General features: G+C 66.6%; 5 protein-coding genes and 1 pseudogene. All 6 read left to right on the top strand.

From position 1 onward, the window contains the following. The first annotated feature begins 24 nt into the window (after window positions 1–24). The gene (locus tag ACIQ67_RS19920) at window positions 25–690 is read left to right on the top strand and encodes an ABC transporter ATP-binding protein (protein WP_397536113.1); all 666 of its coding nucleotides are present in this window, start codon (window positions 25–27) and stop codon (window positions 688–690) included. Window positions 691–737: 47 nt separating this feature from the next. Further along, window positions 738–1,613, top strand: a complete 876-nt coding sequence (gene purU / locus ACIQ67_RS19915) for a formyltetrahydrofolate deformylase (RefSeq protein ID WP_397536112.1) — start codon at window positions 738–740, stop codon at window positions 1,611–1,613. Beyond that, a complete protein-coding gene (locus tag ACIQ67_RS19910) occupies window positions 1,613–2,443 on the top strand; it encodes a TatD family hydrolase (protein WP_397536111.1) in 831 nt (276 codons plus the stop codon). Before purU ends, ACIQ67_RS19910 begins: the two co-directional genes overlap by 1 nt. Continuing rightward, complete coding sequence (locus ACIQ67_RS19905; protein ID WP_397536110.1) at window positions 2,436–2,996, top strand: DNA-deoxyinosine glycosylase; 561 nt, start codon at window positions 2,436–2,438, stop codon at window positions 2,994–2,996. Before ACIQ67_RS19910 ends, ACIQ67_RS19905 begins: the two co-directional genes overlap by 8 nt. After that, on the top strand, window positions 2,950–3,777 hold the full coding sequence (locus ACIQ67_RS19900; RefSeq protein ID WP_397536109.1) for a spermidine synthase: 828 nt from the start codon (window positions 2,950–2,952) through the stop codon (window positions 3,775–3,777). The genes ACIQ67_RS19905 and ACIQ67_RS19900 overlap by 47 nt, the downstream gene beginning before the upstream one ends. After that, window positions 3,774–4,127, top strand: a pseudogene (locus tag ACIQ67_RS19895) (type II/IV secretion system protein); the annotation flags it as partial. The gene ACIQ67_RS19900 and the pseudogene ACIQ67_RS19895, both read left to right, overlap by 4 nt.

Genomic DNA, 4,127 nt, shown 5'->3' with positions numbered 1-4,127 from the left:
GGGCGCCCCGGCGCACGACAGGATGTGGTGCTGCAAGGCTTGGGCCTGGAGCGCCGCTTCAGCGAAGGCGGGCTGGATGTGAAGGTGCTGTCCGGAGTAGATATCAAGGTGCAGCGCAGCCAGACGCTGGCGGTGGTCGGAGCTTCGGGCTCGGGCAAGTCCACGCTGCTGCATCTGCTGGGCGGGCTGGACCGGCCGACTGCCGGACGCGTGACGCTGATGGGGCAAGACCTGGCCCTGCTGAAGGAACCGGCCCTGGGCCGTTGGCGCAACCAGCACCTGGGCTTTGTCTACCAGTTCCACCACCTGCTGCCCGAGTTCAGCGCGCTGGACAATGTGGCGATGCCGCTGCGCGTGCGCCGCATGCCGCAGGCCCAGGCGCATGAAGCCGCGGCTGCGATGCTTGCCAAGCTGGGTCTGGGCGCGCGCCTGGCGCACCGGCCATCCGAGCTCTCGGGCGGCGAGCGCCAGCGGGTGGCGATCGCCCGTGCGCTGGTCACCAAACCGGCCTGCGTGCTGGCGGACGAGCCCACCGGCAATCTGGACCGCAGCACCGCGCACGCGGTGTTCGAGCTGATGCTGGCCACCGCGCGGGAGCAGGGCACGTCCTTCGTGCTGGTGACGCATGACCAGGAACTGGCGGCGCGCTGCGAGGCGCGGCTGAACCTGGTGAGCGGCGTGCTGCAGTAGTATCTCGGGCCGCTTCAGGCCCAACCCACGCACCCTTCATTCGTCCGATGACTTCCTCTGCCACCGCCTCGCGCTTCATCCTCAAGCTCAGCTGCCCCGACCAGGCGGGCATCGTCCATGCGGTGACCGGCTTTCTGCTGGAGCAGGGCGGCAATATCGTCACCTCGGCCCAGCACGGCGATGCGGATCACCAGCGCTTTTTCATGCGTATCGAGTTCGAGTGCGCGCAGCAGGTGGCGGTGGAGCAGCTGAAGAGCGCGTTTGCGCCGCTGGCGCAAGGGCTGCGTATGGATTGGGAGCTGGTGGCACGAGAAACCAAGACGCGCGTGCTGCTGCTGGTGTCCAAGCTGGGTCACTGCCTGAACGATCTGCTGTTTCGCGTGCAGACCGGACATCTGCCGATCGAGATTCCGGCCATCGTGTCCAACCACCGTGATTTCTATCAGCTGGCGGCCTCGCACAACATTCCCTTCCATCACTTTCCGCTGCTGAACTCGACATCCGAGCAGAAGGCAGCCCAGGAAGCCAAAATCCGCGCGGTGATCGAGGAAAACCAGATCGATCTGGTGGTGCTGGCGCGCTATATGCAGATCCTCAGCCCTGAGATGTGCGAGTTCCTCTCCGGCCGGGCGATCAACATCCACCACAGCTTCCTGCCCAGCTTCAAGGGCGCCAAGCCCTACCACCAGGCCTATGAGCGCGGCGTCAAGCTGATCGGCGCGACCGCGCACTACGTGACCTCGGACCTGGACGAGGGCCCGATCATCGAGCAGGAAGTCGCCCGCATCGACCACAGCCTGCCGCCCGAGCAGCTGGTGGCGATGGGCCGCGATGTGGAGTGCGTGACGCTGGCGCGCGCCATCCAGTGGCATGCCGAGCACCGCGTGCTGATGAACGGCAAGCGGACCGTCGTCTTCCGCTGATGTGGATCGACACCCACTGCCATCTGGACGCGCCGGAGTTCGACGCGGACCGGGCGGCGGTGGTGGCGCGCGCCCGGGCTGCGGGCGTGACGCAGTTGGTGCTGCCGGCGGTCGGCGCCTTCGATTTCGAGACGGTGCGCACGCTGGCCCATCAACACGGCTTTGCCTATGCGCTGGGCATCCATCCGCTTTATGTGATGGACGCCAAGGAGCAAGACCTGATTCTGCTGGCCGAACTGCTGGAGCGCTATCGCGATGACCCTCGGCTGGTGGCGGTGGGTGAGATCGGTCTGGACTTCTTCGTGCCCGGCCTCGATGCGGCGCGCCAGGACTTCTTCTACACGGCGCAGCTGAAGCTGGCGCAGCGCTTTGCGCTGCCGGTGATCCTGCATGTGCGCCGCAGCGCCGACCCGCTGCTGCGCGGGCTGAGGCGCTTCAAAGTGCCGGGTGGCATTGCTCACGCCTTCAACGGCAGCCGCCAGCAGGCTGAGGCCTTCATCGCGCTGGGCTTCAAACTGGGCTTTGGCGGCACGCTGACGTATGAGCGCTCACAGCAGATCCGCCGGCTGGCCGCTGAGCTGCCGCCCGAGGCGCTGGTGCTGGAGACTGATGCACCGGACATCCCGCCGCACTGGCTCTACAAGACCGCCGAGCAGCGAGCGGGCGGCGCGGCCACCGGCCGCAACGAGCCGGCCGAGCTGCCGCGCATTGCTGAGTCGCTGGCGGCCTTGCGCGGCTGGACAGCCGAGCAGACGGCGGCCCGCACGCGCGCCAATGCCTGCACGGCGCTGCCGCGGTTGCAGACATTGGAAGACGGCGCGCATGGCTGAGGCCGAGACGCCGCGTTTGCGCGGCCTGGCGCCGGTGTTCTCGGCCCAGGCTCGGCTGCTGGTGCTGGGCAGCTTCCCGAGCGAGGCCTCGCTGCGCACTCAGCAGTACTACGGCCATCCGCGCAACCACTTCTGGCCACTGCTGGTAGCCCTGTGGGGTCAGGGCTTGCTGGCCCTGCCTTATGAACAGCGCATCGCGGTGGCCAAGGCCCGCGGGCTGGCGATTTGGGATGTGTACGCCAGTTGTGAGCGCGAAGGCAGCCTGGACAGTGCCATCCGCGCGGCCGCGCCCAATGATCTGGCTGGCCTTGCCCGGCAGCTGCCGCAGCTGCAGGCGATCGCGCACAACGGCGGTGAATCGGCACGCAACATGAAGATCACGCAGGCGCTGGGCTTGCCTGTTTATCGCCTGCCTTCCACCAGCCCGGCCAATGCTTCGTGGAGCTTCGAGCGCAAGCGGTCGGCGTGGCACGAAGTGTTCGCTCGCCATGGTCTACTTCGGCCCCATGAGCAAGAAGCAGTCACGAACACGCAAGGGCGAGAGCCGAACTGACTGGGTGCCTGCCACGCTGAGCGAGTACGACGGCGTGCGCTTCCTGCACCTGGACTCGATCTGGGTGCAGGGCGCGATGCGCATTCGCAAGCCCCAGCAGCTGGAACTGGAGTACATCCAGCGTATGCTGGCCTGGATGCTGTGGCGTGATGCCGAGCACCTGAGTGGGGGCCTTGCAGTGCAGCTGGGCCTGGGCGCGGCGGCGCTGACCCGCTTCAGCCACAAGGTGCTGAAGATGAGGACCACGGCGGTGGAGCTCAATCCCACGGTGATTGCGGCCTGCCGCAGCTGGTTTCATCTGCCTGAGGACGATGAGCGTCTGACGGTGCTGAATATGGACGCTTCCGCCTGGGTGCAGGACCCGGCGAATCTGCAAACGGTGGCGGTGCTCAATGTGGACCTGTATGACCACGATGCGGCCTCGCCGGTGCTGGATGACGAGGACTTCTACCGGGCCTGCCACGGTGTGCTGGAGGAGGGCGGGCTGATGACCGTCAACCTGTTCGGCCGCGCGGCCAGCTTTGCGCGCAGCGCTTCCCGTATCGCTCGGGTGTTCGGCAGTGACCAGGTCTGGAGCCTGGCGCCGACCAAGGAGGGCAACACCGTGCTGGTGGCCGGCCGCAATGTGGTGGTTCCGGATCGTGAAGAGCTGGAGCGCCGGGCGGCTAATATCGAGTCGAAGTTCGCGGTCTACGGCCTGCCGGCGCGCAAATGGCTTCGTTTGGTACGGCCGCTGCCGATGAGCATCATCAACCAGCTTCATTCCGAGCCGCATTCATGAGCAGCAAGACCAGCAGCAAGAGCAGCAGCACTCCCATGGCATCGGCGGCAGGGCTTGCCCCCTTGAAGCCAGAGGGACGGCTGGAATGGCGGCAACTGCTGCGCTGGCTGCAGGACGACGGTCTGATCGACGAAGAGCAGGTCAAGCGCACCGAGCAGCGTTTTGCCGCTGGTGACAGTTCACTGCATCCCCTGGTCCGCCTGGGCCATGGCGGCCTGACCCGCGCCGGCAGCAACAAGCCGCTGGATGTGGATCAGCTGACCGAGTGGCTGGCTGCACGTGCCCAGCTGCCCTATCTGCGCATCGATCCTCTCAAGGTGGATGTGGGCCGCGTGGCCGACATCATGTCG

The organism is Roseateles sp. (assembly GCF_044373315.1).
Taxonomy (GTDB): Bacteria; Pseudomonadota; Gammaproteobacteria; order Burkholderiales; family Burkholderiaceae_C; genus JACDQM01.
This window is presented reverse-complemented; position numbering and strand designations above follow the sequence as displayed.

Bases quoted from the DNA above. Each gene is read 5' to 3' on its own strand.
- purU (WP_397536112.1), top strand. From the start codon at position 738: ATGACTTCCTCTGCCACCGCCTCGCGCTTCATCCTCAAGCTCAGCTGC.
- ACIQ67_RS19910 (WP_397536111.1), top strand. From the start codon at position 1,613: ATGTGGATCGACACCCACTGCCATCTGGACGCGCCGGAGTTCGACGCG.
- ACIQ67_RS19905 (WP_397536110.1), top strand. From the start codon at position 2,436: ATGGCTGAGGCCGAGACGCCGCGTTTGCGCGGCCTGGCGCCGGTGTTC.
- ACIQ67_RS19900 (WP_397536109.1), top strand. From the start codon at position 2,950: ATGAGCAAGAAGCAGTCACGAACACGCAAGGGCGAGAGCCGAACTGAC.